The organism is uncultured Sphingomonas sp. (assembly GCF_934560975.1).
In the GTDB taxonomy this organism is placed as follows: Bacteria; Pseudomonadota; Alphaproteobacteria; order Sphingomonadales; family Sphingomonadaceae; genus Sphingomonas_I.
Genome location: NZ_CAKTFO010000018.1, coordinates 1 through 25,703, shown reverse-complemented (window position 1 = coordinate 25,703; position 25,703 = coordinate 1). Strand labels below are relative to the sequence as shown.

Below are 25,703 nucleotides of genomic sequence, written 5' to 3'. Positions count from 1 at the left end.
ATACGCTGGGCAAGGGGGTAGCAGTTGCTCTTTGCAACTAATGCAGCATCCTCTTGCCCGGCCGGTGCTTCCGATTAGCCCATCAGCCGGCGCGCATGTTTCTGCAGGCGGGGCGGGACCCAGTCCTGCACGAAATGGTGGTATTTGATCTTCCAGTCCGTCCGGTCCCCGGTCCCGGGGCGCGTCTGGAAGGTGGTGGTCCGCTTGGGCGGGGCCACCTGCGCCGGCAGCGCGGTGTAGTAATAGGTAGCGATCGACCTGCGTGAGCGATCCGGCGGGCAGGTGAGCGGCGAGGGCTGACCGTGGAAGCTCTGCAACGTGGTGTTGAACACCACGGCACGTCCCATCACCGGTAGGATCGACGTCGCCGCGGCGCGCATCTTCTTGTCCCACAGTTCGAGCCGGCCGCCATAGGACTCCGGCCAGTCGTCGTTGAGGTAGATGAGCAGGTTGAGCCGCCGCTCCACATTCATCCGGCTATGCATGTTGAAGTCGGCATGGATGCTGAGGTGCCCGCCCGACAAGGTCTCGTGCAGGCCGCCGCCGGCGTAATACGGGTCGGAAATCAGCCCCTCAATCCCCGTCATCTCGCTCAGGAACGCCAGAAACGGTTCGCCATTAAGTTCAGCCAGCAGGTTGCGGACCTGGCGACTCTGCACCGTATTGGGGTCGAACTGATATTTCAGTCGTTCCTGCGCGCGGTCGAAATAATTGCGGCCTTCCCGATCTGGAAAGGTGTCAACGATCTCCCGCAACCGATCCGACGACACGAAATCGTCCATGACGATGTGCGGAAACGGCTGCGCGGACTGATAGGCCTCCGCGCGCGCCTTCCCGGCGGCGACACATTGATCGCGATTGAAATGCAGGAAACCGTCGGTTTCGACCAGATCCAATATCGGCATCATCACACCCTCTTCATGCCACTGGCACGACGGCATGCCTCCATCCTGTCGTGCCGGCACTAGAATGCGAATATTGCCAGGTCCATCCCGATATTGGGGCCCATTACGCCGTTGAAGCTAAAACCCGAAAGTTTTACACGTAGTTTAGTAGCCTAGATTACAGAAGCATGATGCTTATGTTCACCACCACTTGCCCGGACGTGCGCTGAACCCCGCGCGTTCCTCGATCGCCAAGGCCGCGTTCAGCACGCCTTGTTCGTCCAGGGGGCGGCCGATGATCTGCAGGCCCAATGGCAGGCCGGCCTGGTCGAGACCGCCCGGCACCGACATGGCGGGCAGGCCGGCAAGCGAACTCGGCACGGTGAAGACGTCGTTCAGGTACATGGCCAGCGGATCGTCCGCCTTTTCGCCCAGCGCGAAGGCGGCCGACGGCGCGGTCGGGGTCAGCAGCACGTCGCACGTCTCGAACGCCTGTGCGAAGTCGCGCACGATCAGCGAACGCACCTTCTGCGCCTGGGTGAAATAGGCGTCGTAGAAGCCGGCCGACAGCACATAGGTGCCGATCATGATGCGGCGCTTCACCTCCGGCCCGAAGCCCTCGGCGCGGGTCGCGGCATACATCTCCTGCAGGTTGGCGCCATCGGGCAGGTCGCGGAGGCCGTAGCGCACGCCGTCATAACGGGCGAGGTTGGAGGACGCCTCAGCCGGTGCGATGATGTAATAGGTCGGCAGCGCGTATTTGGTATGCGGCAGCGACACGTCGACCACATTGGCGCCGGCATCCTTCACCAGCTGGATGCCGCGTTCCCACAGGGCCTCGATCTCGCGCGGCATGTTGTCGACGCGATATTCGCGGGGGATGCCCACCGTCTTGCCACGCAGGTCGGCGGACAGGTTTTCCTCCCACGCCGGCACGGGCAGATCCAGGCTGGTGGCGTCTCTGGGATCGAAGCCGCTCATCGCTTCCAGCATGATCGCGCAGTCGCGCACGTCGCGCGCCATCGCCCCGGCCTGGTCCAGGCTGGAGGCGAAGGCGATCGTGCCCCAGCGGGAGCAGCGGCCATAGGTCGGCTTGATGCCCGAAATGCCGGTAAAGGCGGCGGGCTGGCGGATCGATCCGCCGGTGTCGGTGCCGGTCGCGCCCGGTGCGATCCGCGCCGCCACCGCCGACGAACTGCCGCCCGACGACCCGCCGGGGGCGAGCGGGGCATTGCCGCCGTCGTTGCGCCGCCACGGAGAAACGACGTTGCCGAAATAGCTCGTCTCGTTGGACGATCCCATCGCGAACTGGTCGAGGTTGAGTTTGCCCAACATGCCCGCGCCGGCCAGGAACAGTCGTTCCGTTACCGTCGATTCATAGGTGGGCACGAAGCCCTCCAGCATGTGGCTGGCCGCCGTGGTCTGGACGCCGTCGGTGCAGAACAGGTCCTTGATGCCGAGCGGCACGCCCGACAGCGGCCGCGCCGAACCCTCGCTACGTTCCTGGTCGGCGGCATCGGCCGCGGCGAGCGCATGTTCCGGCGTTTCGACGATGAAGGCGTTCAGCGGCCTGGCGGCGGCGACGGCGGCGTTGAACGCCTCCGCCACTTCGCGCGCGGTGAAGTCGCCTTCGCGGAAACCGTCGCGGATGTCCGCAATGCCAAGATCGGTCAGGTCGCTCACTATTCGATCACCTTGGGCACGGCAAAGAAGCCATGTTCAGCCTGGGGGGCGTTGGCGAGCACCGCGTCGCGGATGCCGCCATCGTCGATCACGTCCTCGCGCAGGCGAAGATGATTGGGGATCACCGCCGCCAGCGGCTCCACCCCCGTGGTATCGACCTGGGCCAATTGTTCGACCCAGTCGAGAATGTTGTTGAGTTCGCCCGTCATCGCCTCGACCTCGCCGTCCGTGACGGCGATGCGGGCGAGGCTGGCGATCTTGCGGACCTGCGCGGCATCGACTGACATGGGGGCGCGGCTAGCAGCCGTGGGCCGCCCCCGCAATGGCCCGGCAGGCTGGGGCGGGGTATTTGAGGCATTTGGGGCTTTCGCACCTGCACGCTTGCGCCTATCAGCCGCGGCGGAGGTATTTGATCGATGGCGGATTTCTTTCCCGACAAGAAGAGCAAGATCACGGGCAAGGGGAAGGATATCAAGGCGTCCGCCGACGCCAGCCGCAAGCGCGCCTTCAAGATCTACCGCTACGATCCCGACAGCGGCGAAAATCCCCGCTACGACCGGTTCGAGCTGGACCTGGACCAGACCGGCCCGATGGTGCTGGACGCGCTGCTGAAGATCAAGAACGAGCTGGATTCTACGCTGACCTTCCGCCGCTCCTGCCGCGAAGGCATTTGCGGGTCCTGCTCGATGAACATCGATGGGCGCAACGGCCTCGCCTGCACCACCGCGATCGAAGATGTGAAGGGCGAGGTGCGGATCACGCCGCTGCCGCACATGGACGTGATCAAGGACCTGGTGCCCGACTTCACGCATTTCTACGCGCAATATTCCTCCATCAAGCCGTGGCTGCAGACGGTGTCGCCCGCGCCGTCCGCCAAGGAACGGCTGCAGTTGCCGGAGGATCGCGCCAAGCTGGACGGCCTCTACGAGTGCATCCTGTGCGCCTGCTGCTCGACCTCCTGCCCCAGCTATTGGTGGAACAGCGACAAGTTCCTGGGCCCGGCCATCCTGCTCCAGGCCTATCGCTGGCTCGCCGACAGCCGCGACGAGATGACGGGCGAGCGGCTGGACGAGCTGGAGGATCCGTTCCGCCTGTATCGCTGCCACACCATCATGAACTGCGCCAACGTCTGCCCCAAGGGACTGTCGCCGGCCAAGGCGATCGCCGAGGTTAAGAAGATGGAGATGGAGCGCCAGCTCTGATCCTGTGACCTGCTGATCCGGTGCCCACCCCCCTTGCCCGTTACGATCGGCTGGTTGCGGCCGGCGAGCTGAAGCCGGACGCCGCCCAGCGCAAGGTGGCGGAACGGCTCGATCGCCTGGCGCACGAGCTGGAGGACCAGCCGGGCAGGGGCACCGTGCTGTGGCGGCTGCTGCGCCGCAAGCCGGAGCCGGTGCGTGGCGTGTACCTGTGGGGCGGGGTGGGGCGTGGCAAGTCCATGCTGATGGACCTGCTCTACGACTGCGTCCACATCCGGCCCAAGCGGCGGGTCCACTTCCACGAATTCATGCTGGAAATGCATGACCGCCTGCGCACGGAGCGGGCCAAGGAGCAGGGCGATCCGGTCATGCCAGTCGCCGCAGCCATCGCCGCCGAGGCGCGGGTGCTGGCGTTTGACGAGATGGTGGTCAACAACACCGCCGACGCCGCCATCATGAGCCGCCTGTTTACCGCGATCATGGATCACGGCACCACGATCGTCACCACCTCCAACCGGCCACCGCGCGATCTCTACAAGGACGGGATCAATCGCGGGCTGTTCCTGCCCTTCATCGACCTGATCGAGCAGCGGCTGGACGTGATGACGCTGGACGGGCCGACCGACTATCGCCTGCAACGTCTGGCCGGTGCGCCGACCTGGTATGCGCCGCTGGGCGATGCGGCCACGGCGGCGGTCAGCGCGGCCTTTTTCCGCCTGACCGACTATCCGCCCGACGATCGCGCGCATGTCCCCTCCTGCGCGCTGACCGTCGCTGGACGATCCCTGCACGTGCCCAAGGCCTTGAAGGGTGTCGGGGTGTTCTCGTTCAAGCGGTTATGTGGGGAGCCGCGTGGCGCCGCCGATTACCTGGCGATCGCGCGCGCCTTCCACACGGTGATCCTCGTCGGCATTCCGGTCATGGGTCCGGAGTTGCGCGACCAGGCCGCGCGCTTCAAGGTGCTGATCGATGCTTTGTACGAACACAAGGTCAAGCTGATCGCCGCCGCGGCCGCCGCGCCCGAGGCGCTCTATCCGGCTGGCGACGGCGCATTCGAGTTTGAGCGCACCGTTTCCCGATTGATGGAAATGCAGTCGGCGGACTATCTCGCCGAGGGGCACGGCGCGGCCTAGCCGATCCTGCCGGTCGTGCTCCGGTGCTGCCGGGCCCCATTTGCTTATTGTCCCCTGTTGCGGAGCGACGCCGTGAAGATCTTCCTGATGCTGATGATCGTGTTCAGCGCGATTTATGGAGCGATCTACTGGAGCGCCCGCGACGAACTGCGCCGCTACATCGGGGGGCGCTTCTACGCGGGCTACGCCCTGACCATGCTGTGCGGCTTCATCTTGCCCTCGCTGGTGCTGTTCGATGCCGCCGCGTTCGTGATCTTCGTGGCAACGGTGCGCAACCGGGTCGATGCGGTATGCCGCTACGTGATGATGGTGCTGCTTGCACCCAGCCTCAGCCTGCCCATCCAGGCGGGATCGACCTACCTGCTGGACATTTCCGTCATCTTCGTTCTGTCGATGGCCTTGGCGGTCAGCCTGCTGATGTACCCCGCGCCCAGGCTGGCCAAGCCTCGCGGTTTCGCGCCGGAAGATGCGCTGGTCGTCATCCTCATCGCGTTGTTCTGGATTGCCGCGGACCGTTTCTCGTCCTCCACCGTGTTCCTGCGCAATGGGCTGGGGCAATTGCTGGGGATAGGGTTCATTTATGTGCTCCTGCGGCAGAATGTCCGGTCCGCGCAGGAGGCGCGGTTGCTGTTCGGCTGCGTGGCTGTTGTCGCAGGGCTGCTGGCCGGTTTGGCGGTGGTCGAAGCCACGCTTGGCTGGTCCTTCTACTCTCCCGTCCTCAACGGATTGTCCGTGAGGGGCGGCATATCGGCGTACAGCATGAAGCGTGGCGATCTGTTGCGCGCGGCGGTGTCGATGAGCGGACCGCTGAACCTGGGTTGCTTCCTGCTGATCGGGATCGTGGCGGTGCTGTCGTCGCGGTCGCTGCTCGGTACGCGCTGGCAATGGCAATGCGCCTTGGCCCTGACCTTCGTCGGATTGCTGGCAACGCAGTCGCGCGGCAATCTGGTGGGGTTGGTGCTGGGCGTGGGCGTGTTCATGCTGGCGCGCGGCAAGGGGGGGCGGGCCATCGGCGTGGTGATCGCGGCCGGGGTGATCGGGGGTGTCGCCATGCTGCTGGCGAAGCACAGCGGTTTCCTGTCCGGGATGTTCGCGCAGAACGAGGCACTGCCCGGCGAATATTATGATTATCGCGAGCTGCTGCTTTCGCGCGGTCTGGAGGAGGGGGCCAAGCACCCGATATTCGGTGCGCGATTGAGCGATGTGATCGACCGCCTGCAGGACATCACCCAGGGTCAGCACATCGTCGACATGGTGAATACCTATCTCACCATCTACCTGATTTCGGGCCTGGTCGGACTGGCCTGCTTCTTGGGGGTCGCGGGGCTCGTTCTCGCGCGGCTGGTGACCGGGTTCAGGGGGCTGCGCGATCCGGAGGTGATCCGTCTGCGCGCCTTTGTGCTGGCGGGGATCGTCATGCTGCTGTTCCAGATTTCGTTCATGAGCTTGATCGACCGCATGCCGTTCCTGATTGCGCTGATGCTGGCCGCGTCCCGCTTGATCTATACCGTCCATCGGAGGCAGCGCACGGCGGCGCGCCAGGGGCAGGGCGATCCGGCCTCCGCCCCCACGCGTCATCGCGGGTCGCCGGCGCTCGCATGAGCGCGGCCGGCCAACGTTCACAAAAACACACCGATTCGCCGGTTGAACCCCCGGCCGCATGGGTCTAAGCGGCCCCCGCAGCTTTCGCGGTTGCGTCCTTGCGACCGCTTTCTACGCGCACTGGACCTTGAAGGGAGTCGCATGGCTCGGAAGAAGATCGCGCTGATCGGCGCGGGCAATATCGGCGGTACGCTGGCGCATCTCGCCGCGAAGAAGGAATTGGGCGACATCGTCCTGTTCGACATCGCCGAGGGTATTCCCCAGGGCAAGGCGCTCGACCTGTCGCAATGCGGCCCGGTCGAGGGCTTCGACGCCAAGATCACCGGCACCAACGATTATGCCGACATTGCCGGCGCGGACGTGATCATCGTCACCGCCGGCGTGCCGCGCAAGCCGGGCATGAGCCGTGACGACCTGCTCGGCATCAACCTGAAGGTGATGAAGTCGGTGGGCGAGGGCATCAAGGCCCACGCACCCGACGCATTCGTGATCTGCATCACCAACCCGCTCGACGCGATGGTGTGGGCGCTGCGCGAATTTTCCGGCCTGCCGCACCACAAGGTGGTCGGCATGGCGGGCGTGCTGGATTCGGCGCGCTTCAGCCACTTCCTGGCCGACGAGTTCCAGGTGTCGGTCAAGGACGTGAACACGTTCGTGCTCGGCGGCCATGGCGACACGATGGTGCCCGTGGTCCAATATTCGACCGTGAACGGCATCCCCGTTCCCGACCTGATCAAGATGGGCAAGTCCACGCAGGAGCGGATCGACGCGATCGTCAAGCGCACGCGCGGCGGCGGCGGCGAGATCGTGGCCCTGCTCAAGACCGGCTCGGCCTTCTATGCGCCCGCGACCAGCGGCATCGCGATGGCCGAAGCCTATCTGAGCGACCAGAAGCGGATCCTGCCCTGCGCCGCCTATGTCGAAGGTCAATATGGCCTTGACGGCCTTTATGTCGGCGTGCCGGTGGTAATCGGTGCCGGCGGCGTCGAGCAGATCGTCGAGGTCGCGCTGGACGACGAGGCCAAGCAGAACCTTCAGGTGTCGGTGGACGCGGTCAAGGAACTGCTGGTCGCCTGCAAGGGCATCGACCAAACCCTGGCCTGATCGGCCGTTACTTACGCACACGAAGGACGCTGACCACGCATGTCGATCCTGGTTAACGCAAACACGAAGGTCATCACCCAGGGCTTCACCGGCCAGCAGGGCACCTTCCATTCCGAGCAGGCGATCGCCTACGGCACCAAGGTCGTCGGCGGCGTCACGCCGGGCAAGGGCGGGCAGACCCATATCGGCCTGCCCGTGTTCGACACGGTCCACGAAGCGGTGGCCCGGACCGGCGCCGACGCCAGCGTCATCTACGTTCCGCCGCCCTTCGCCGCCGATTCGATCCTGGAGGCGATCGACGCCGAAGTGCCGCTGATCGTCGCGATCACCGAAGGCATTCCGGTGCTCGACATGGTACGGGTGAAGCGGGCGCTGACAGGTTCCAAGAGCCGCCTGATCGGCCCGAACTGCCCGGGCGTGCTGACACCGGGCGAGTGCAAGATCGGCATCATGCCGGGCAACATCTTCTCCAAGGGTTCGGTCGGCGTCGTCTCGCGCTCCGGCACGCTCACCTACGAGGCGGTGTTCCAGACCACCAACGAGGGCCTGGGCCAGACCACGGCCGTCGGTATCGGCGGCGATCCGGTCAACGGCACCAACTTCATCGACGTGCTGGAACTCTTCCTGGCCGATGACGCGACCCAGTCGATCATCATGATTGGCGAAATCGGCGGCTCGGCCGAGGAAGAGGCGGCGCAGTTCCTGAAGGACGAGGCGAAGCGCGGCCGCAAGAAGCCGATGGCCGGCTTCATCGCGGGCCGCACGGCGCCTCCGGGCCGCCGCATGGGCCATGCCGGCGCGATCGTGTCCGGCGGTCAGGGCGGCGCCGAGGACAAGATTGCGGCGATGGAAGAAGCCGGCATCAAGGTTGCGGCTTCCCCATCCGAACTCGGCACGACCCTCGCGGCCGTGCTCAAGGGTTGATTCAGTGACGGGTCGCGCTCACCTGATCGGGTGAGGCGCGACACGCCGCCTTGTTCGGCGGTGAAGTGATAAAAGGACGACACATGGGTATCGAGGGACAGGGCTTCGACGGGCTGGAGGGTGTGAGTCCCTCCTTCGCGGAGGCGCTGTACCGGCGATACCGCGCCGATCCGCAGTCGGTCGAGGCGGATTGGCGCACCTATTTCCAGGCACTGGAAGCGACGGTCAGCGGGCCGAGCTGGGCGCGGCCGAACTGGCCGCCGCACGATACGGACGCGCTGACCGCCGGGCTCGACCCGACCCAGATGGAGCCGGAAGCGAAGCCGGCCAAGGGCGGCAGGCCGGGTGCCGCCGCGACGCCCGCCGCCGCCAAGCCCGCGCCGCAGGCGGCCGATGTCGCCGCTGCCGCGCTCGACTCGATCCGTGCCGTGAACCTGATCCGCACCTATCGCGTGCGCGGGCACCTGCTCGCCGACCTCGATCCGCTCGGCCTTGCGCGGCAGGAAACGCCGGACGACCTCAAGCCCGAATTCCATGGCTTCACCGATGCCGATATGGACCGTCCCATCTTCCTGGGCGGATGGCTCGGCTTCGAGCGGGCCACGGTGCGCGAGATCGTCGCCACCCTCCGCAAGAATTATTGCGGCAAGGTCGGGCTGGAGTTCATGCACATCCAGGACGTGGAGGAGCGTGCGTTCCTGCAGGACCGGATGGAAGGCAAGGACAAGGAGATCAGCTTCTCGCCGGAGGGCAAGCGCGCCATCCTCGGCAAGGTCGTCGAGGCCGAGCAGTGGGAGAAGTTCCTCGCCAAGAAATATGTCGGGACCAAGCGTTTCGGTCTCGACGGCGGCGAAAGCATGATCCCGGCGCTGGAAGCCGTGCTGAAATATGCGGGCCAGGCCGGTGTCGAGCAGGTCGTGCTCGGCATGGCACATCGCGGCCGCCTGAACGTGCTGACCAACGTGATGAAGAAGCCGTTCCGGATCCTCTTCCACGAATTCGCCGGCGGTTCCGCCAACCCGGAGGATGTGGGCGGTTCGGGCGATGTGAAGTATCACCTCGGCACCTCGACCGACCGCGAGTTCGACGGCAACCGCATCCACCTCAGCCTCGCGCCCAACCCTTCGCACCTTGAGGCGGCGGACCCGGTGGTGCTGGGCAAGGCACGGGCCAAGCAGACCACGCTCAACGACAATGAGCGGGCCAAGGTGCTGCCGATCCTGATCCATGGCGACGCCGCCTTTGCCGGCCAGGGCGTTATCATGGAGTGTTTCGGCTTTTCGGGCCTGCGCGGCTACAACACCGGCGGCACGGTCCATTTCGTGATCAACAACCAGGTGGGCTTCACCACCTCGCCGCAATTCGCGCGCTCGTCGCCTTATTGCTCCGACATCGCCAAGATGGTCCAGGCGCCGATCCTGCACGTCAATGGCGACGATCCCGAGGCGGTGACTTACGCCTGCAAGGTCGCGACCGAGTTTCGCGCGAAGTTCAAGCGCGACGTCGTGATCGACATGTGGTGCTATCGCCGCTTCGGCCACAATGAAGGCGACGAGCCCGGCTTCACCCAGCCGTTGATGTATGACGAGATCCGCAAGCATCAGGCCGTGTCGCGTCTCTATGCCGAGCGGCTGATCGGCGAGGGCGTGATCGACCAGGCCTGGCTCGACCAGAACGAGGCCGAATTCGTCGCCGTGCTGGAGGAAGAGTTCGAGGCGGGCAAGGGCTACAAGGCCAACAAGGCCGACTGGTTCGAAGGCGAATGGGCCGGCCTCGCCGCCCCGCGCGAGCCGATCACCGAGCGCCGCGCCGCCGCCAGCGGCGTCACGCGCGACGCGCTGGATCAGGTCGCCAAGATCCTGACCACCGTTCCCGCCGACCTGACGGTCCACAAGACCCTGTCCCGCATCCTCGATGCCAAGCGCGCCATGTTCGACACCGGCGAAGGCTTCGACTGGGCGACGGCCGAGGCGCTGGCGTTCGGCACGCTGATGCTGGACGGCTATCCCGTCCGCCTGTCGGGCCAGGATGTCGGTCGCGGCACGTTCAGCCAGCGTCACGCCGCCTGGACCGACCAGAAGGACGGCCACCGCTACTTCCCGCTGTCGGAAATCGATCGCCGTTTCCAGGTGCTCGATTCCCCGCTCAGCGAGTTCGGCGTGCTCGGCTTCGAATATGGCTATGCCGGCCAGTCGCCCAATACCCTGGTGCTGTGGGAGGCGCAGTTCGGTGACTTCGCCAATGGCGCGCAGGTGATGATCGACCAGTTCATCGCCGCCGGCGAGGCGAAGTGGCTACGCGCCAACGGCCTGGTGATGCTGCTGCCGCACGGCTACGAAGGCCAGGGTCCGGAGCATAGCTCGGCCCGTCTGGAGCGTTATCTGCAGCTGTGCGCAGAGGATAATATCCAGGTCGCTAATTGCACCACGCCCGCCAACTACTTCCACATCCTGCGCCGGCAGATGCTGCGCAAGTTCCGCAAGCCTTTGGTGATGATGACGCCGAAGTCGCTGCTGCGCCACAAGGCGGCGGTGTCGACGGTCGACGAGTTCCTGGGCGACAGCCATTTCCGCCGGATGCTGAGCGATCCCAACGCGCCGGCCGATGCCGATGTGAAGCGGCTGGTGCTGTGTTCGGGCAAGGTCTTCTACGACCTGGCCGAGGCGCGCGATGCCGCGGGCGACAGGAACACCACCATTGTCCGGGTGGAGCAACTCTATCCCTTCCCGTCGGATGCGCTGGTGGCGCGCCTCGGTCGCATGCCGAACCTGGAAACGGTGGTGTGGGCGCAGGAAGAGCCGAAGAACAACGGTGCGTGGTTCTTCGTCGACTGCCTGATCGAAGACGCGCTGAAGCAGGCGGGCAAGGGGGCGTCGCGTCCGGTCTATGCCGGCCGCAAGGCGTCCGCCGCCACGGCCACCGGCCTGATGAAGAACCATGCCAAGCAGCAGGCGGCGCTGGTCGCCGAGGCGCTTGGCCACGAAGTGCAAGCATAAGGAAGACCAATGGCCACCGACGTCGTCGTTCCCACGCTGGGCGAATCGATCACCGAAGCGACCTTGGGCCAGTGGCTCAAGCAGCCGGGCGAAGCAGTGAAGGCGGACGAGCCGATCGCCAGCCTTGAAACCGACAAGGTCGCGGTGGAGGTGAACGCCCCCACCGCCGGCGTCCTTGCCGAGCATGTCGCCGGCGAGGGCGACACGGTGGAGGTCGGTGCCGTGATCGCCCGCATCCAGGAAGGCGCCAGCGCCTCCACCAGCGCGACCCCGGCGGTCGAGAACCGTACTGCCGTGGGCAAGGCGGAGGCGGCCGAGCGTGCGCAGCCCGCGGCCGCGTCCGAGCCGCCGGCCCAGCCGCAGACGGCGCCGGCCGGCTACGGCAACCATGGCGAGCCGCAGACCGGCGGCACGTCGCAGCCGCTCTCGCCCTCCGTGCGCCGCGCGGTGCAGGAGCATGGGCTGGATCCGGCCAAGGTCGCCGGCACCGGCAAGGATGGCCGCCTGACCAAGGACGACGTGCTCGCCGCCGCCAAGAGCGGCACTGCCGGCGCTGCCCCGGCCGCACCCGCCGCAGCCGCGGCTCCGGCCGCGCCCGCCACGGGCGGCCGCAAGGAGGAGCGCGTCCGCATGTCGCGCCTCCGCCAGACCGTCGCCAAGCGCCTGAAGGAAGCGCAGAACACCGCCGCCATGCTGACGACGTTCAACGACGTCGACATGAGCGAGGTGATCGCCGCCCGCGCCAAGTATAAGGACCTGTTCGAGAAGAAGCATGGCGTGCGCCTCGGCTTCATGGGCTTCTTCGTGAAGGCCGCCTGCCAGGCGCTGCGCGACATCCCGGCCGTGAACGGCTCGATCGAGGGCGACGAGATCGTCTATCACGATTATGCCGACATCTCGGTCGCGGTGTCCGCGCCCAACGGCCTGGTCGTGCCGGTGATCCGCGATGCCGACCAGCTGTCGGTCGCCGGCATCGAAAAGACGATCGGCGACTTCGGCAAGCGCGCCAAGGACGGCACGCTCAAGATGGACGAGATGAAGGGCGGCACCTTCACCATCTCCAACGGTGGCGTGTTCGGCTCGCTGATGTCGACCCCGATCATCAACCCGCCGCAGTCGGCCGTGCTGGGCCTGCACCGGATCGAGGAGCGTCCCGTGGTCCGCAACGGCCAGGTTGTGGTCCGCCCGATGATGTATCTGGCGCTCAGCTACGATCACCGCCTGATCGACGGCCGCGAGGCGGTGACCTTCCTGGTCGCGCTGAAGAACGCGATCGAGGATCCCACGCGCCTGCTGATCGACCTGTAATGCCCCCGATGCTCCGGCGCAGGCCGGGGCGGTGGCGGAAGCATGATGAAACCCGGGTGGGTCTACCTGATGGCCAGCAGGCGCAATGGAACGCTCTACCTCGGCGTGACGGGCAACCTGCCATCACGGCCCTACCAGCATTCGCAACGCCTTGGTGGATGGCTTCCCCAGGCGTTATGGGTGCAAGAGCCTGGTGTGGTTCGACGCGTTTGACGATCTGCAGGACGCCCGCCGGCGCGAACTGCAGATCAAGAAGTGGAAACGGGCTTGGAAGCTCGAACTGATCGAGCGCAACAACCCGTCATGGACGGATTTGTACGAGACGCTGGCATAAAGGCCTGTGCTCCTGCGAAAGCAGGAGCCCAGGCTGGGGCTCGGCACGTGCAAGCCTAGGCTCCTGCGTTCGCAGGAGCACAGTGGAGCGGAATGATGGCTGATTATGATTTCGACGTCCTGGTGATCGGTGCCGGTCCGGGCGGTTATGTGGCGGCGATCCGGGCGGCGCAGCTGGGGCTCAAGACTGCCTGCGCCGAAGCGCGCGAGACGCTGGGTGGGACCTGCCTCAACGTCGGCTGCATCCCGTCCAAGGCCATGCTGCATGCGTCCGAGCTGTTCCAGGAAGCGGCCAGCGGCGCGCTTGCCAAGCTGGGCGTCAAGATCGACCAGATGAGCCTCGACCTCGACACCATGCATGGCCAGCGCCGTGATGCGGTCAATCAGCTGACCGGCGGCATCGAATATCTGTTCAAGAAGAACAAGGTGGAGTGGCTCAAGGGCCGCGCCGCATTCCAGGACGCGCACACGGTCGCGGTGGGCAACCGTACCGTCACCGCCAAGAATATCGTGATCGCCACCGGATCCACCGTCACCCCGCTGCCCGGTGTCGAGATCGACCAGCAGGTGGTCGTCGATTCCACCGGCGCGTTGGAATTGCCCAAGGTTCCGGGCCACCTGGTGGTGATCGGCGGCGGGGTGATCGGGCTTGAGCTGGGTTCCGTGTGGCGTCGCCTCGGTGCCAAGGTGACCGTGGTCGAATATCTCGACCAGGTCCTGCCCGGCATGGACGGCGAGGTCCGCAAGGAAGCCAACAAGATCTTCAAGAAGCAGGGCTTCGAGTTCAAGCTGTCGACCAAGGTGACCAAGGTCGAGCGCCAGGGTGGGGGCGCGGTGCTGACGGTCGAGCCCGCCGCCGGCGGCGCGGCCGAGACGATCGAGGCGGACGTGGTGCTGGTGGCGATCGGCCGCCGCGCCAATACGGACGGGCTTGCGCTCGACAAGTCCGGCCTGGCCCTCAACCAGCGTGGCCAGATCGAGATCGACCATGATTTCGGTACGCAGGTGCCCGGCATCTGGGCGATCGGCGACGTGGTGCCCGGCCCGATGCTCGCCCACAAGGCCGAGGATGAGGGCATTGCCGTGGCCGAGAATATCGCCGGCCTGACCGGCATCGTGAACCATGATGTGATCCCGGGCGTCGTCTACACCGCGCCCGAAATCGCCGGTGTGGGCCTGACCGAGGAACAGGCCAGGGAGCGCGGCAAGGTCAAGGTCGGCAAGTTCCCGATGCTCGCCAACAGCCGCGCCAAGACCAACCACGAGCCGGACGGCTTCGTGAAGGTGATCGCGGATGCCGACAGCGACCGCGTGCTGGGCGTGTGGTGCATCGCCAGCGTCGCCGGCACCATGATCGCGCAGGCCGCGCAGGCGATGGAGTTCGGCGCGACCAGCGAGGACATCGCCTATACCTGTCACGCCCACCCGACGCATTCCGAAGCGATCAAGGAAGCGGCGATGGCGGTGCAGGGCAAGCCGATCCACATGTGATCCGGGCATCCCGGGGCTGGACCGTCCAGCCGCGGGACCTGAAATCGTCGTGCCGACATTGCAGGGCTCCCGCGTTCCCGTGAACGCGGGAGCCCTGTTTGCATCCGCGCCGGGCGGGGCCGGGCACTCCGTCCCGCGACCACCGGCAACCGATCCGCCCTCCGCACGTTCCGTACGTAAGCGAAACGATTTGGAGATCTGGTTTGGTAAAGATCGCGAGCGCCGTTGTGCCCGTGCTGGCGGCGTCCCTCCTGCTGGGCGGATGCGGCGAAAAGACCGTGACCCTGCCCAGCGATGCGGTGGAGCAGGCGGCGACCTGCGGCGTGATCGCCGCCGCGACCGAGCGCGAGGCGGCCGGCGTCAAGGGCGAGCTGCCCGCCGACGCGCAGGCGCGGATCTTTCATTATGCCCTGCTCGCGGGTTCGTCGGGCGAGACGTTCGACAACGGCAAGGCGGACGCGGTGTTTCAGCGCATGCCGAAGCTGTTCGATCAGACCATCAAGGGCAAGTGGCAGACGCTCCGGCCGAGCTGCCAGGCGGCCTATCCCGCGACACAGATCAAGAGCCCGGCGCTGCCGGTTGATCCGCTGGAAAGCGTGGCGCAATGCTACGCAATCACCAATTTCATGCGCAAGGCACTCGGCAGCCAGGGTGCGGCCTATCAGGAGGCGGCGACCCGCTATGGCGTGCTGGGCACCAAGCTGGACACCCGCCTCGCCTCTGCGCTGGACCGTGCCGGTATGCGTTCGCCGGAAGCCCGCAAGCGCAACAGCGACCATACGCTCGCCACCTCCGCCAAGCTCGGCCAGCCGCCGGCGGTGATCGCGGCGTGCGAGGCGAAATATGATAGCTGACGCGACGGGAAGGGGCGGGCAGGGCGGATAATCCCACCCGGCTCACTCTCCCGCCTTACACCATCGCCGTGCCCCCGCGAAAGCGGGAGCCCAGAAGGCTGGGCGATGCGTTGTCGGCGTTTGCGGCCGCTGCCCTGACGGCAGCGACCTGGGCCGGCCTAAACCGTCCGATCAATCCGACCCGTGCTCCTGCGAGCGCAGAAGTACGGGCGGTGCGCACCCTGACCGCATGCCGCGCTAACCCCGCGCCAAAGGCCTCTGCTGTCCCAGCACCTGATAGGCCATCACCGCCACGGAAATTGCCGCATTGAGGCTGTCCGCCTTGCCCAGCATCGGGATCTTGACCCGCACGTCGCAGGCGGCGGCATAATCCTGCGGCAGGCCCTGCGCTTCGTTGCCGACCATCAGGAAGGTGGGGGCGGCATATTGCGGCGCGCGATAATCCTCCGCCGCCTCCAGGCTGAGGCCGACCAGCTGGCCCGGGCCGCCGCGCAGCCAGGGCAGGAACTCCTCCCACCGCGCCTGCGCGATTCGCTGCGTGAACAGCGCGCCCATGCTCGCCCGCACCGCTTCGACGGAGAAGGGGTCCACCGTGTCGTCGATCAGGATCAGGCCGCCGGCCCCCACCGCGTCCCCGGTGCGCAGCATGGTGCCGAGATTGCCGGGATCGCGCATTGCCTGCGCCACCAGCCAGATGCCGGACGCACCCCGATCCAGGCGGGCGAGGCCGGTGTCGAACTGGCGATAGACGCCCAGCACCACCTGCGGATTGTCCTTGCCGGACAGTTTGTGGAGGATATCGCGGCTGGTCTCGATCGCCTCGCCGCCGCGCGCCTCCACCGCGGCCGTCAGCCGGCGGACGATCGGGTGGCCGGCGCTGTCGGCGGCGAAGAACAGATAGTCGGGCAGGGTGCCCGTCTCCTCCGCCTCGGCCAGGATGCGAAGTCCTTCGGCGAGGAACAAGCCTTCCTCGCGACGGTGGCGCTTTTCACGAAGCGCGCGGACCCGCTTGATCAGCGGATTGGAAAAGGCGGTGATGGAACGCGGCATGGCGCGCGGGGCTTAGCCGCGCGCCAGCCGTAACGGAAGGCTCAGCGTCCGCCGCGATTGACCGGCGCCTGCCCGTCCTTGGGGGGCGGCGGCACCGTGATCAGCATGTCTTCGCCCGAACGGCCGGGGAAGCCGGTGAACATCGCTTCCACCAGGTTCGGCACCAGGTAGGGCAGCGAATCGGTGGTGGACCTTGCCCGCGCCTTGCCCTCGAACAGGATCTGGTTGTCGGCGGCGCGCGCGATCTTCACCCGCAGCTGGCTGACATAATATGTGTAGCTGCGGACGTCGGGATAGCCGAACGGCTGATACCAGAAGGGATCGGCCCAGCCATAATAGAAGCCACGCCCGTAGAACGGCCGGCCGAACCCGCCATAGCCCCACGGACGACCGTAGAAGCCGCCGCCACCATAAGGCCCAAAGCCGCCGCCGAAACCCCCGACGCCCGGCGTGCTGACCACCTTTTCATGCCCGCCATCGACGCCGTAATCGACCGAGACGACCAGCGTCGGCTTCTGCCCCGGTTCTGCCGGGCGATAGCCCTGTTCCGCCAGGCGCGCGGACACCAGATTGGCGTAATTGGCGAACTCGATCCCGCCCTGCAGGCGCGGATCGGCCGCTTCGACCGTGAAGCTCTGCCCCTGCGGCGGGGGCATCATCTGAAAACGCGAAACATCCGCGCGGAACGACGAGGCGCAGGCGCTGACGAGCAGCAATGCGGCCGGGGCGGCGACGGACAGGAACTTGCGACGGAGCGACATTCGTTATGTCCCGTAAGAGCGAACGACCGTCATTGGACGAACGCGACTGAACCGCGATTGAACGTTTCTCCCGTGCGTTGAGTTGCCTGGCCGCCTGCTTGGCTATTTGTCGGCCCGGTTACAGCCCCATCGCTGCATAGGCACTGGCCAGCGTCGGCGCCGCCACCGCCCGCGCCCGCTCCGCGCCCGCCGCCAGCAGCCGGTCCAGCTCCGCCGGATCGGCGGTAAGGGCGGCGATCCGCTGGCCGATCGGCCGCAACGTTTCCACCATCAGCTCGGCCAAGGCCGGCTTGAACGCGCCGAAACCCTGTCCGGTGAAGCGGGCGAGCGTATCGCCCACGCTCTCGTCCGCCAGCGCGGCATAGATGCCGACCAGGTTGCGTGCCTCCGGACGCGCCGCCAGCTCGGCCGGATCGGCGGGCAGCGGCTCGGGATCGGTCTTGGCCTTCTTCACCTTCTGCGCGATCAGGTCGGGATCGTCGGTCAGGTTGATGCGGCTCATGTCCGACGGGTCGGACTTGGACATCTTGGCCGATCCGTCACGCAGCGACATGATGCGCGCGGCCGCCGGCGGAATGATCGGCTCAGGCAGGGTGAACAGCTCGGTCGCGTAATCGGTGTTGAACTTGGTCGCGATGTCGCGCGCCAGCTCCAGATGCTGCTTCTGGTCCTCGCCCACCGGCACGTGCGTCGCCTGATAGAGCAGCACGTCCGCCGCCTGCAGCACGGGATAGGTGTAGAGCGCGACGCTGGCGCCCTCGCGATTCTTGCCGGACTTGTCCTTGAACTGGGTCATCCGGTTGAGCCAGCCGACCCGCGCGACCCCGTTGAGCAACCACGCCAATTCGCTGTGCGCGCCCACGTCGCGCTGGCGGAACAGGGTGGAGCGGGCGGGGTCCACCCCGGCGGCGATCAGCGCCGCCGCCATCTCGCGGATGCTGCGCCGGAGCGCGGCCGGCTCCTGATACAGGCTGATGGCATGGAGGTCGGCCAGGAAGAAGAAGCATTCGCCCCCGTCCGCCCCCATCGCGTCCTGCATCCGCACCCAGTTGCGGATCGCGCCGAGATAATTGCCGAGGTGGAGGTTGCCGGTGGGCTGGATGCCGGAGACGGTGCGCATGGCTGGCCTGTCGGTCAGCGCCCGCTTTACGTCAAGGGAGGGTTGTGTCCGGCGTGATGGCAGGCGTCGCCGCGCTGCTCCGCGCCCGCCGGCGCAGCAGCAGGCGGATGTCGTCCAGCACGAAGGCGCGGGTCAGGAAGCTCGCCAGGGCATAGACCGCAGCACCGCCGCCGCAGAGGATCGACAGGGCCAGCGCCCGCACCGGCAGGCCGCGCACCAGATAGGGGTCGGCCAGCGGTCCGAGCAGGTACAGGGCCCCGCCCATGATCAACGCCGCCGCCAACAGGCGCGGCACCCGCCGGCGGAGCTGCGCATCCACCTCGAAATGGCCGCGCTGGCGCAGCGTGCGGTACAGCATCGCCACGTTGATGGTGGACGACAAAGCGGTGGCGAGCGGCGGTCCGACATGGCCCAAGGTCGGGATCAGGGCGAAATTGCCGAGCAGGTTCACGCCAACGGAGAGCAGGGCATAGCGCACCGGCGTCCGCGTATCGCCGCGCGCGTAGAAGCCGGGGGTCAGCACCTTGACCAGCACGTAGGAGGGCAGGCCGAGCGAGAAGGCGCTCAGCGCCCAGGCGACGCGGGTGGTGTCGGCCGGGCCGAACGCGCCATGCTGGAATATGCCGCGCACGATCGGCTCCGCCGCGAAGATGAAGGCGACGGTGGCGGGCAGGGTCAGGAACAGCGCCAGTTCCAGCCCGCGATTCTGCGTGTCCATCGCCTCCTGCTCCTGCCCGTTCGCCAGCATGCGCGAGACGGTAGGCAGCAGCACGGTCCCCAGCCCGATGCCGATCAGGCCCAGCGGCAGCTGGTTGAGGCGGTCGGCATAGTTGATCGCGGAGATCGATCCGGCGGCAAGCAGGCCACCGGCCAGTGCGGTGGAGATGGCGAGGTTGATCTGCGCCGCGCCGGCCCCGGTCGCGGCGGGCAGGATCAGCCGCATCAGCTGCCGCACATCGTCGCTCAGCCGTGGCCGCCGCAGCTTCAGGCTCACGCCCGCTTGGCGGCAAGCCAGCATCAGCCAGCCGAGTTGCAGCGCCCCGCCCACCGTGACCGCGATCGCCTGCGCCCGCGCGGTGGCATAGGGATCGGCCCCGTGGAACAGCAGCAGCGCGCCGACCATGGAGATGTTGAGCAGGATCGGCGCCGCCGCATTGACCCAGAAGCGCCCGAGCGAATTGAGGATGCCCCCCAGCAGCGACGCCACGCTGATCAGCAGCAGGTAGGGGATGGTGATGCGCGACAGCAGCACCGCATAGGCGAATTGCGACGACGTCGGCTGCTGGCGCGAAAATCCGCCGGCCAGCGCCCAGGTGACCGGCCACGCGCCCGCGATCATAACCACGGTCATCGCCACCAGGATCGGGAACAGCACCGCCAGCGCCTGTTCGGCGAAGCGCAGGCCCGGATCGATATTGCCGTCCTTGCCTACCTTCTGGTTGAACATCGGGATGAAGGCGGCGGCGAACGCCCCTTCCGCGAACAGGGCGCGAAACATGTTGGGCAGGCGAAAGGCGACATAGAAGGCATCGGACGCGAAGCCCGCGCCGACATAGCTGGCCTGCAACGTGTCGCGCACCAGTGCCAGCACGCGGCTGGCCAGCGTCATGCCCCCGACGGAGCCGAGCGAGCGGAGAAGGTTCACGGTAACGCCCGGATCGCGGAAGCGGCGCGGCGGCGACGGCGGATCATGGCCGCGCGGGCGGGGCTGCCGGGCAAAGCCTCGTCCCGGGGACGCGGCCCGCCGGACACCCCCGGCCCCGGCCAGAACCGGGACTCCGCGCGATCATGCGGCCTTACGCCTGACCGGCCGGCTCGCTCTCGGCGAGCTGCGCCGCCTGCTGGGTCTGCGCCATGTACATGCTGGCGAAGTCGACCGGATCCAGCAGCAGCGGCGGAAAGCCGCCATCGCGGGTCATGTCCGAAATGATCCGGCGCGCGAACGGGAACATCAGACGCGGCGCTTCGGCGTAGAGGAACGGGTGCAGCTGCTCCATCGACACGTTGCGCGCGCCGAACAGGCCGGCATAGACCAGTTCGATCGCGAACACGGTGTGGCTGTCGGCGACGGCGCGCACCTCGATCTTCATCGCGACCTCGCTCACATCCTCGCCATTGTTGTTGACGCTGATGTTGAACTGCACCTCGATCTGCGGCTGGACCTGGCTCTGGAACACGGCCGGCGCGTTGGGATTCTCGAACGAGAGATCTTTCACATACTGCGCGATCATGCCAATCTGCGGCAGCGTGTCTTCGCCGTTGAGCTGGAAATCGGCAGGCGCTGCGGCGGTGTCGTTCTCGGCCATGGGATGATCGATCCTGAATGTGTGGAGGGGCCGGGCGCGGCCGCCCGGCAGGGGCCGCCGGTAGCAAAGCGGCCGGGGGAGGGCAATGCGGAACACCGGCTCGGCCCGGGGGACGTGGAACCGGGAATACCTCCGCCGCGTCTAGCATGGCAGCCGTGATGGGTGGTTTGCAGATCGGCGGCGGCGTCCCTATGTAGGTCGCCGAGTAGAGGTGTGGAGGTCTGGTGACCACGATCGTTGTCCTTGCGCTGGTGTTCGTCTTCGTGGCGCTTCGGCTGTGGAGTGTTCTCGGCAGCCGCACGGGGCATGAGCAGCCGCTGGCCAAGCCGGTCGAACGGCCGGTCGCCCCCCGCGCCGTGCCGCTGGTCGGCAGCGATCCTGCGCCTGCCGTGGGCCAGGTGCCCGCCACCGCGCCGGCCGCCGCCGCCGGCCTGCGCACGATCGCATCGGCCGATCCGTCGTTCGACGCGCAACGCTTCGTGGATGGCGCGCGCTCGGCCTACGGCATGATCCTGGAAGCTTTCTGGCGCGGCGATCGCGAAAGCCTGGCCAAGCTGGTGGACGGCGAGGTGGCCGATGCCTTCAGCCACGCCATCACCCAGCGCGAGGCGGCGGGCGAGACGCTCGACAATCGCCTGGTGGCGGTCGAACAGGCCGAGATCGAGGATGCGCGGATCGAGGGGCAGACGGCGCATATCCGCATCCGCTTCGACGCGGACGTTGCGGCCGTGACCCGCGACCGTGACGGCAATGTGGTCGCCGGCTCAACCACCGACGCGATCCCGACCCACGACGTCTGGACCTTCAGCCGCGCGGTGAAGTCGCCGGATCCGAACTGGATGCTGACCGAGACCGACGAAGCGGCCTGACCGCAGATGCGTATCGCTTTCGTGCGTGGCGCGGCCACGCTGTTCGTCGCGCTGACGCTCGCCGCCTGTTCGTCCCATCCGCGCGAGCGTCCCCATTCGGCGCGCCCGCCGGTGTCCACGCCCGCGCCAACCCCGCCCAAGCCGGCAACGCCGCCGCCTCCACCCCCGCCGACCCGCGCGGTGGAGGCAGGGGTGTTTGCCGGACCTGCGGTCGAGTCGTTCGACCTGTCGCCCGAGGCGGCACGCGCCGCGCTGGATGCGTTTCGCCTGTCGTGCAAGGCGGTCACCCGCCGCACGGACGTGAGCGGCCTGACCCGCCCGGCTGACTGGCAGCCCGCCTGCACCGCCGCCGCCACCGGCCAGGTGGACCCGATCGGCTTCTTCCGCACCCATTTCGAGACGGTGATCGTCGGCGGCGGCGCATTGTTCGCGACCGGCTATTACGAGCCGGAAATCGAAGGCTCGCGCGAAAAGACGGATGATTATGCCGTCCCCGTCTATCGCCGCCCGCCCGATCTGCTGGACGCCGATCCCGTCACCAGGCGCAAAGGCAAGGGCCGTGTCGACGAAAATGGCCGCTACGTCCTTTACCACGACCGCGCGGCGATCGACGCCGGCGTGCTGGACGGCAAGGGGCTGGAAATCGGCTATGCCAGGGATCCCGTGGAGTTCTTCTTTCTCCAGATCCAGGGTTCGGGCCGGCTGATCCTGCCCGATGGCGGCGTGCTGCGGATCGGTTATGACGGCCAGAACGGGCGCGAATATGTCGGCGTCGGCCGGCTGATGCGCGACAAGGGGCTGATCGGCGGCAAGACGGGCTATGCCACCTCCATGCAGGGGATCATGCAATATATGCGCGATCACCCGGATGAGCTGCGCCCGTTGCTGGAAGCGAACAAGAGCTACGTCTTCTTTCACGAACTGACCGGGGCCGGCCCGCTGGGTGCGCTGGGCGTAGCAGTAACCGGCCATGTCAGCGTCGCCGCCGATCCGAAATATATTCCGCTCGGCGCGCCCATCTGGCTGTCGGCCGATCGGCCGGAGGCGACCGGCCTGTGGGTGGCGCAGGATACGGGCGGGGCGATCAAGGGCGCGAACCGGGTCGATACCTTCTGGGGCGCGGGCGTGATGGCGCGCATCACAGCGGGCGGCATGTCGGCCAAGGGGCAGGCGGCGATCCTGGTGCCGCGCGGCACCCTGGGGCGGCTCAATCAGGCGGGGCTGACCGGTGGGACGCCGGCTCGACGCTGAGGAGCGGGCGCTGTGGTCGCGTGTCGCGTCCACGGTCACTCCTCTCCCTGGCCGCAAGGCGGAGCCGATGGCGCCCACGCTCAAGGTTTCGGGCGACGGTGCGACGCCATCCCTTACCCGAACACCCTCGCGCGCCGATGCGCTGCGTCCGGCCCGGCCGGTTCCCGTCTCCAAGAGCCAGCCTGCGGATACGCTGGACGGCGGATGGGACCGGCGGCTGCGGCGCGGCAGCATCGCGCCTGATCGCACGATCGACCTGCACGGCCATACCCTGGCCAGCGCGCATCACGCGCTGGAGACGGCGCTGTCGCGGGCGGTGGCTGACGATGTGCGCGTGCTGCTGGTGGTCACCGGCAAGCCGCCGCGCGCCAGCGAGGCCCGACGTGGCCTGATTCGCGCCAGCATCGGCGAATGGCTGTCCGTATCCTCCCACCGTGCCCGGATCGCGGCGGTGCGCGTCGCCCATCCGCGCCATGGCGGATCGGGCGCGCTCTACCTGATCCTCAGGCGCCGTCGCGAGGAAGCGCCGCCGCGATGATCCGCGCGTAGATGTCGGTCAGCGCGTAAAGGTCCGCCACCCCTACCGCCTCGTCCAGCTTGTGCATGGTGGCGTTGAGCAGCCCGAACTCGACCGCGGGCGCAATCTTCGACAGGAAGCGCGCGTCGGATGTGCCGCCGGTGGTGGACAGGTCCGGGGTCAGCCCTGTCACGGCGGCGATGGCATCACCAATCAGGGTGGACAGCGCGCCCGGCTCGGTCAGGAACGCCTCGCCGGAAATGGCTGCCTCCACCGTCGCCTGCGGTGCCTCCTCCGCCACGATCCCGCGCACCTCTTCGATCAGGTCCGCGCCCCGCTGCAGGTCGTTGAAGCGGATGTTCAGCCGCGCCCGCGCCGCGCCCGGAATGACGTTGGTCGCGGCATTGCCGGTGGACACGTCCGTTACCTCCAGGTTGGAAGGCTGGAACCAGGCATTGCCCTCGTCCAGCGCCAGCGCCGAGAGCCGGTGGACGATGCGGGCGAGCGCCGGCACCGGATTGTCCGCCAGGTGCGGATAGGCGACATGCCCCTGCGTCCCCGGCACCGTGATCCACATATTGACCGATCCGCGCCGACCGACCTTGATCGTGTCGCCCAGCCGCGCGGCGGAGGTCGGCTCGCCCACCAGCACCATGTCGGGATGGTAATCGTGCGCCTGCATCCACTCGATCAGCGCCACCGTGCCGTGGGTCGCCGGCCCTTCCTCGTCGCCGGTGATGATCAGGCCCAGCGTGCCGCCATGCGCCGCCTGTTGCGCGGCGGCGGCGACAAAGGCGGCGATCGCGCCCTTCATGTCCACCGCGCCCCGGCCGTAGAGCAGGCCGTCGCGCACCTCCGGCACGAACGCGCCGCCGGTCCAGCCCTCGCCCGGCGGCACCACGTCGGTATGCCCGGCAAAGGCCAGAAATGGCCCGCCCGATCCCCGCACCGCGAACAGGTTCTCGACCGGCCCGTGCGGTGGCCCGCCGTCGGAGAAACGGTGCACGGTGAAGCCTTGCGCGGCGAGCGCGTCGGCCAGCACCGCCTGGGCGCCACCATCGGCGGGGGTGACGCTGGGGCAGGCGATCAGCGCCTGGGCAAGGTCGAGCGGATCGAAGGACATGGCCGCGCCGCCTAGCGGGGGCGCCCGATCTTGCCTAGCCGCAACGACCGGGCAATCGCGTCAATCGTCCTTGGTCGCGGAATTGGGGTTCTTGTCGTCGCCGACCGGCGTGTCACCAAGCTGGCCGGTGCCGTGATAGGCGATCTCGGTCTGTCCGCCATGGCCGGTAAAGCCTTCGCCCGGATGGTCCGACTTGCCGCTATGCGGGTTGGGATAGGCCCCACCGCCGCTTTCGCCGGAATTGCCGCGCGCATGGGTGCCGGTGTCGCTTACACCGTCCGTTCCGGCCTGATCGTCCTGGCCCGACGCCTGCATCGGCTGCTTGTCACTCATCCTGCGTCTCCTCTGCCCGCCCAACGCACGAGCGGCCCCGAGCGGTGCAGGGTGGACACATCACTGCGGCAGGGCGTTCGTGGCCCGAACTGAAAAGGAGACGATCATGGCCGACAAGACCCTTGCCGATTTGTCGGAGAAGATGCGCGACATCGACTTCACGATGCTGACCACCAAGACCAAGGGCGGCGCGCTCGGCAGCCGTCCGATGAGCAACAATCGCCAGGTCGATTATCAGGGCGACTCCTATTACTTCACCACCGACGATACGCTGATGGTGCAGGACATCACGGCCGATCCCAACATCGGCCTCAGCTTCCATGGCAAGTCGGGCATCCTCGGCCAGCGCCCCTTCTTCGTCGCGATCGAGGGCAAGGCCGACCTGTTCCGCGACAAGGGCCGTTTCGCCGAGCATTGGACCCCCGATCTCGACCGCTGGTTTTCAGACGGGATCGACACGCCCGGTCTGGTGATGATCCACGCCCGCGCGGCCCGCGTCCATTATTGGGACGGCGAGGACGAGGGCGAGATCGCCCTCTAAGCCCAGCCCACTGGCGGGAAAGCGCGATCGCCGGTTCCGGTCCGGCGACCGCGCGCCCGGGCCCCCGCCCTGAAACTCTCCCGCCCTTGAACTTTCGGGGCTCAGGCGGCGAACCGATCCACGAACGCCCCGGTCGTGGTTTCCAGCCGCCCCAACTGCTCGTCGACCGAGCGGAAGCCGGTTTCCAGCTGGTCGATATCGCGCGCGACCTGCTCCGTATCGGTGCGGATCGCGGCAATGGTGAAGGACATGGCGTCTGCCGCCAGGGCGGTCTCGTCCACGGCGGCGGTGATCATGGTGACGGTCTGCGCCTGCGTCTCC

The 25,703-nt window shown here is 67.2% G+C and carries 23 protein-coding genes and 2 pseudogenes; 14 read left to right on the top strand and 11 right to left on the bottom strand.

Annotation, left to right across the window (positions count from 1 at the left end):
- Window positions 1-74: 74 nt before the first annotated feature.
- The 3 genes from Q0D93_RS11375 to gatC form a co-directional block, all read right to left on the bottom strand.
- Window positions 75-908, bottom strand: coding sequence for a 2OG-Fe(II) oxygenase (locus tag Q0D93_RS11375; RefSeq protein WP_294394256.1), 834 nt, complete (start codon window positions 906-908; stop codon window positions 75-77).
- A 177-nt stretch (window positions 909-1,085) separates the two neighbouring features.
- Window positions 1,086-2,567, bottom strand: coding sequence for an Asp-tRNA(Asn)/Glu-tRNA(Gln) amidotransferase subunit GatA (gene gatA, locus Q0D93_RS11370; protein ID WP_294394254.1), 1,482 nt, complete (start codon window positions 2,565-2,567; stop codon window positions 1,086-1,088).
- Window positions 2,567-2,854: an Asp-tRNA(Asn)/Glu-tRNA(Gln) amidotransferase subunit GatC gene (gene gatC / locus Q0D93_RS11365; protein ID WP_294394252.1), complete on the bottom strand. Its 288-nt coding sequence runs from the start codon at window positions 2,852-2,854 to the stop codon at window positions 2,567-2,569. Before gatC ends, gatA begins: the two co-directional genes overlap by 1 nt.
- A gap of 129 nt (window positions 2,855-2,983) precedes the next feature.
- Here gatC and Q0D93_RS11360 point away from each other — a divergent pair, with 129 nt between their 5' ends.
- The 10 genes and pseudogenes from Q0D93_RS11360 to Q0D93_RS11315 all read left to right on the top strand — a co-directional run bounded on the left by Q0D93_RS11360 (window position 2,984) and on the right by Q0D93_RS11315 (window position 15,511).
- Entirely contained in the window at window positions 2,984-3,769 is a 786-nt protein-coding gene (locus tag Q0D93_RS11360; protein WP_294394249.1) for a succinate dehydrogenase iron-sulfur subunit, read from the top strand.
- 20 nt (window positions 3,770-3,789) lie between these two features.
- Window positions 3,790-4,899: a cell division protein ZapE gene (zapE, locus tag Q0D93_RS11355; RefSeq protein ID WP_294394245.1), complete on the top strand. Its 1,110-nt coding sequence runs from the start codon at window positions 3,790-3,792 to the stop codon at window positions 4,897-4,899.
- 72 nt (window positions 4,900-4,971) lie between these two features.
- Window positions 4,972-6,501 (top strand): O-antigen ligase family protein, encoded by a 1,530-nt coding sequence (locus tag Q0D93_RS11350; protein WP_294394242.1) that lies wholly within the window; start codon window positions 4,972-4,974, stop codon window positions 6,499-6,501.
- Window positions 6,502-6,642: 141 nt separating this feature from the next.
- Window positions 6,643-7,605: a malate dehydrogenase gene (mdh, locus tag Q0D93_RS11345; protein WP_294394239.1), complete on the top strand. Its 963-nt coding sequence runs from the start codon at window positions 6,643-6,645 to the stop codon at window positions 7,603-7,605.
- A 39-nt stretch (window positions 7,606-7,644) separates the two neighbouring features.
- Entirely contained in the window at window positions 7,645-8,529 is an 885-nt protein-coding gene (gene sucD / locus Q0D93_RS11340; protein ID WP_294394237.1) for a succinate--CoA ligase subunit alpha, read from the top strand.
- An 83-nt stretch (window positions 8,530-8,612) separates the two neighbouring features.
- Window positions 8,613-11,525, top strand: coding sequence for a 2-oxoglutarate dehydrogenase E1 component (locus tag Q0D93_RS11335; RefSeq protein ID WP_294394234.1), 2,913 nt, complete (start codon window positions 8,613-8,615; stop codon window positions 11,523-11,525).
- A 9-nt stretch (window positions 11,526-11,534) separates the two neighbouring features.
- Window positions 11,535-12,833: a 2-oxoglutarate dehydrogenase complex dihydrolipoyllysine-residue succinyltransferase gene (gene odhB, locus Q0D93_RS11330; protein ID WP_294394231.1), complete on the top strand. Its 1,299-nt coding sequence runs from the start codon at window positions 11,535-11,537 to the stop codon at window positions 12,831-12,833.
- A gap of 69 nt (window positions 12,834-12,902) precedes the next feature.
- Window positions 12,903-13,167 (top strand): annotated as a pseudogene (locus tag Q0D93_RS11325) (GIY-YIG nuclease family protein).
- A gap of 95 nt (window positions 13,168-13,262) precedes the next feature.
- Window positions 13,263-14,657, top strand: coding sequence for a dihydrolipoyl dehydrogenase (lpdA, locus tag Q0D93_RS11320; protein ID WP_294394228.1), 1,395 nt, complete (start codon window positions 13,263-13,265; stop codon window positions 14,655-14,657).
- Between the two features lie 203 nt (window positions 14,658-14,860).
- Window positions 14,861-15,511, top strand: a complete 651-nt coding sequence (locus Q0D93_RS11315) for a hypothetical protein (RefSeq protein ID WP_294394226.1) — start codon at window positions 14,861-14,863, stop codon at window positions 15,509-15,511.
- Between the two features lie 237 nt (window positions 15,512-15,748).
- Here the strand turns inward: Q0D93_RS11315 and Q0D93_RS11310 are convergent, their stop codons facing one another.
- The 5 genes from Q0D93_RS11310 to secB form a co-directional block, all read right to left on the bottom strand.
- Complete coding sequence (locus tag Q0D93_RS11310) at window positions 15,749-16,561, bottom strand: RNA methyltransferase (protein ID WP_294394223.1); 813 nt, start codon at window positions 16,559-16,561, stop codon at window positions 15,749-15,751.
- Window positions 16,562-16,602: 41 nt separating this feature from the next.
- A complete protein-coding gene (locus Q0D93_RS11305; RefSeq protein ID WP_294394219.1) occupies window positions 16,603-17,322 on the bottom strand; it encodes a DUF4136 domain-containing protein in 720 nt (239 codons plus the stop codon).
- 118 nt (window positions 17,323-17,440) lie between these two features.
- Window positions 17,441-18,442 (bottom strand): tryptophan--tRNA ligase, encoded by a 1,002-nt coding sequence (trpS, locus tag Q0D93_RS11300; RefSeq protein ID WP_294394216.1) that lies wholly within the window; start codon window positions 18,440-18,442, stop codon window positions 17,441-17,443.
- Between the two features lie 31 nt (window positions 18,443-18,473).
- Window positions 18,474-20,087, bottom strand: a complete 1,614-nt coding sequence (gene murJ / locus Q0D93_RS11295; RefSeq protein ID WP_294394214.1) for a murein biosynthesis integral membrane protein MurJ — start codon at window positions 20,085-20,087, stop codon at window positions 18,474-18,476.
- A gap of 151 nt (window positions 20,088-20,238) precedes the next feature.
- The gene (gene secB, locus Q0D93_RS11290; RefSeq protein WP_294394211.1) at window positions 20,239-20,748 is read right to left on the bottom strand and encodes a protein-export chaperone SecB; all 510 of its coding nucleotides are present in this window, start codon (window positions 20,746-20,748) and stop codon (window positions 20,239-20,241) included.
- 224 nt (window positions 20,749-20,972) lie between these two features.
- Here secB and Q0D93_RS11285 point away from each other — a divergent pair, with 224 nt between their 5' ends.
- The 3 genes from Q0D93_RS11285 (at window position 20,973) to Q0D93_RS11275 (ending at window position 23,406) form a co-directional block, all read left to right on the top strand.
- A complete protein-coding gene (locus tag Q0D93_RS11285; RefSeq protein ID WP_294394208.1) occupies window positions 20,973-21,617 on the top strand; it encodes a Tim44/TimA family putative adaptor protein in 645 nt (214 codons plus the stop codon).
- 6 nt (window positions 21,618-21,623) lie between these two features.
- A complete protein-coding gene (locus tag Q0D93_RS11280) occupies window positions 21,624-22,868 on the top strand; it encodes an MltA domain-containing protein (RefSeq protein ID WP_294394205.1) in 1,245 nt (414 codons plus the stop codon).
- A gap of 67 nt (window positions 22,869-22,935) precedes the next feature.
- Entirely contained in the window at window positions 22,936-23,406 is a 471-nt protein-coding gene (locus tag Q0D93_RS11275) for a Smr/MutS family protein (RefSeq protein ID WP_294394202.1), read from the top strand.
- On the opposite strand, the gene dapE is transcribed toward Q0D93_RS11275, so the two are convergent.
- Together dapE and Q0D93_RS11265 are read right to left on the bottom strand one after the other, a co-directional pair.
- Window positions 23,372-24,508: a succinyl-diaminopimelate desuccinylase gene (dapE, locus tag Q0D93_RS11270; RefSeq protein ID WP_294394199.1), complete on the bottom strand. Its 1,137-nt coding sequence runs from the start codon at window positions 24,506-24,508 to the stop codon at window positions 23,372-23,374. The genes Q0D93_RS11275 and dapE overlap by 35 nt on opposite strands.
- Before the next feature lie 60 nt (window positions 24,509-24,568).
- A complete protein-coding gene (locus Q0D93_RS11265; protein ID WP_294394195.1) occupies window positions 24,569-24,841 on the bottom strand; it encodes a hypothetical protein in 273 nt (90 codons plus the stop codon).
- A 106-nt stretch (window positions 24,842-24,947) separates the two neighbouring features.
- Between Q0D93_RS11265 and Q0D93_RS11260 the strand changes: the two genes are divergently transcribed.
- Complete coding sequence (locus Q0D93_RS11260; RefSeq protein ID WP_294394192.1) at window positions 24,948-25,382, top strand: pyridoxamine 5'-phosphate oxidase family protein; 435 nt, start codon at window positions 24,948-24,950, stop codon at window positions 25,380-25,382.
- A 101-nt stretch (window positions 25,383-25,483) separates the two neighbouring features.
- On the opposite strand, the pseudogene Q0D93_RS11255 reads toward Q0D93_RS11260, so the two are convergent.
- A pseudogene (locus Q0D93_RS11255) lies at window positions 25,484-25,703 on the bottom strand (chemotaxis protein); the annotation flags it as partial.